Genomic DNA, 2,654 nt, shown 5'->3' on the forward strand with positions numbered 1-2,654 from the left:
GATAAAAATCAGTGCGACCCTGAGCTGTGGCAGCAACCTGGCAATTCAGGCAAGGTCGGCTCGGTATGCAACAACACCATAGGAGGATGTATCCTCCTGACTGATGGAGGTCAAAAGGTAAAGGTCCCGTGGAGCAGGGTGTACGGCGGGCTCGTGTTCCAGTTCGAGAATATGAGCCTGAGGCCCCGGATAGGCGCGATGTTTTTCAGCGGCTCCGGCATAAGAAGCGATGGCAAGGTCTATATAGGTGACTTTACCGCGCCGAACAGCACCAGCACCCAATTCCCCTATATGAACCTCATTACCTCTATAAACTCCTCTACTCCCAGCGGAGGCACGCCCACAGGCCCGGCCATGTGGGATACCCTTAACTATTTCAGGCAGACCGCCCCTCAATACGGCGGCCTGGCCCCACAATCAGGAAGCGGCGACAGATGGAAAGACCCCATGTATGTATGCGATGGAGGCGGGACTAACTGCTCACTTGTTCCTTGCGCCAAGAACTTCACGATCCTGATGTCGGACGGGCAGTGGAATACTCCCGGGTGTTCTGGCAGTCCATCCGACCCCGTCATGCCCGCCTATCAGATGCACGAGGGCTTCACAAACCTTGCAACCAACATCCAAACCAATGTAAACGCCGTTTACGCCATAGGTCTTTTCCTGGGCGGCACAGGCGAGACAGCACTCAAGAACGTGGCCATGTACGGCTCGTTCAACACGGCTGGAAGGACCTGGCCCGACAGCCTGGCAGGCTATCCGCAAGGCGCCTGCTACATGGACGACTGTGGAAGCGGCAAAGGCAGTGGATGCACGCCGCTGCCTGCGTCATCGCCCGACTGGGATGCCAACAGGGATAGCGTACCCGACACCTTTTACAACGCCTCGGATGCACAGGGCATAAAAGACACCATCATGAACGCGATCCTTGACATCCTCCGTCGGGCCTCATCCGGTACGGCCGTCTCAGTGCTTTCGTCCAGCGAGGGCAGCGGCGCCAACCTCATCCAGGCACTCTTTTATCCCAAACGTACCTTCGGACAGACAGAGATATCCTGGATAAGCGACCTGATGAACTACTGGTATTATATGGATCCATACTTTACCTATTCGCAGATAAGGGAGGATACGGTCAGGGAAGGCGATACGGCCTCTCCTCCATACACACTGCTTGATCTGAAAAATGACTACATTGCGAACTTCTATTTTGACAACAGCCAGCAGAAGACCATGGAATCGAGATGCCAAGATACGGATGGAAACGGAAGCTGCGACACAAACATCGACACGGTGCCAATAGAAGATGCAAAGGCCATCTGGCGGGCAGGGTTCAATCTCTGGTGGACCGATCCGTCGAGCAGGTGGATCAAGACATGGGTGGATAAAAACACAGGAATAATTCCATTTTCCACCTCTAACTCTTCTACTCTTGCGCCTTACCTAATGGCTGGCTCTGATCCAGCGGCAAAAAAGATAATAAACTACATCCGTGGATATGATCAGGTCTGCGCGTCCACAGGGCTTGCTTGCTCCGGTTGTTCCGATTGTACGGCAATCGGCAGGAACAGGACCGTCTCGATAGATATCAACAACAACGGAACTATTGATACAGGGGAGACTAATGTCTGGAAGCTTGGAGACATCATAAACTCCACACCGCGCATCATGGGGCCAAGCCCTCTGAACAATTACCATCTGCCTGCTCCATCGGGTTATAACGATCAAACCTATTCTGACTTTGTAAACAGCAATGATTACGCCAACAGGGGCCGCGTCTTTGTCGGGGCGAACGACGGGATGCTCCATGCCTTCAGATTGGGCACGCTGGCGCAGACGTGGACTACCCCTGCACAACAACAATGGCAGAAGGCGATGCTTACCGGTGGAACCGGCACTGGTGGGATCGGGGCCGAGATCTGGGCGTTCATACCTAAAAACGTCCTGCCATATCTGCAATATCTCTCTAACCCCAACTACTGCCACTTCTACATGGTAGACGGGCCGATTACCCTGGTGGATGCGAGCATAAACAAGCCATCAACATGCAGCCAGGCCAACTACTGGGACTGCCCAAAGATTACAACCCAAGCTGGCGGCAATCTTGATCTGACCAATACAAGCTGGAGTACAGTTGTAATGGGGAGCATGGGATTCGGCGGGGCATCGATAAAAAAGACCTGTAACGGGAATATCAATGGCACACCTTGTGATGTTGACACCGATTGTCAGGGCAACCAGACCTGCCAAAATCCCAATCCGACCACAAAGGTTGGCGCGCCTCTGCTGGATTCATCAGGCAATCCAGTGGGGATGTCATCCTATTTCGCACTGGATGTGACAAATCAAGATAATCCTGACCGGATGCTTTTGTGGGAGTTCACCGATCCATCGCTTGGATTTACCAATATCGCACCTGCAATAGTCAGGGAGGGTAACAGGAACAATAATGGCAGGTGGTTTGCAGTCATTGCATCCGGCCCGACCGGGCCCATAGATACAGGTTCCCATGAATTCAAGGCGGTATCCGACCAAAACCTCAAACTCTTTATCCTGGATATGAAGACTGGGGCGCTTCTCCGAACGATAGATACAGGTATTACCAATGCCTTTGCAGGATCTCTTCAGAACGCCACCATTGACCTTGAAAGAAACGA

General features: G+C 52.8%; 1 protein-coding gene. It reads left to right on the forward strand.

The window, feature by feature from the left end; genetic code table 11:
• A partial coding sequence (locus ACP5SG_RS09575; RefSeq protein WP_428124056.1) for a pilus assembly protein occupies positions 1-2,654 on the forward strand: 2,654 nt, incomplete at both ends.

This window comes from Dissulfurimicrobium sp. (genome assembly GCF_049968175.1).
Taxonomy (GTDB): Bacteria; Desulfobacterota; Dissulfuribacteria; order Dissulfuribacterales; family Sh68; genus Dissulfurimicrobium; species Dissulfurimicrobium hydrothermale.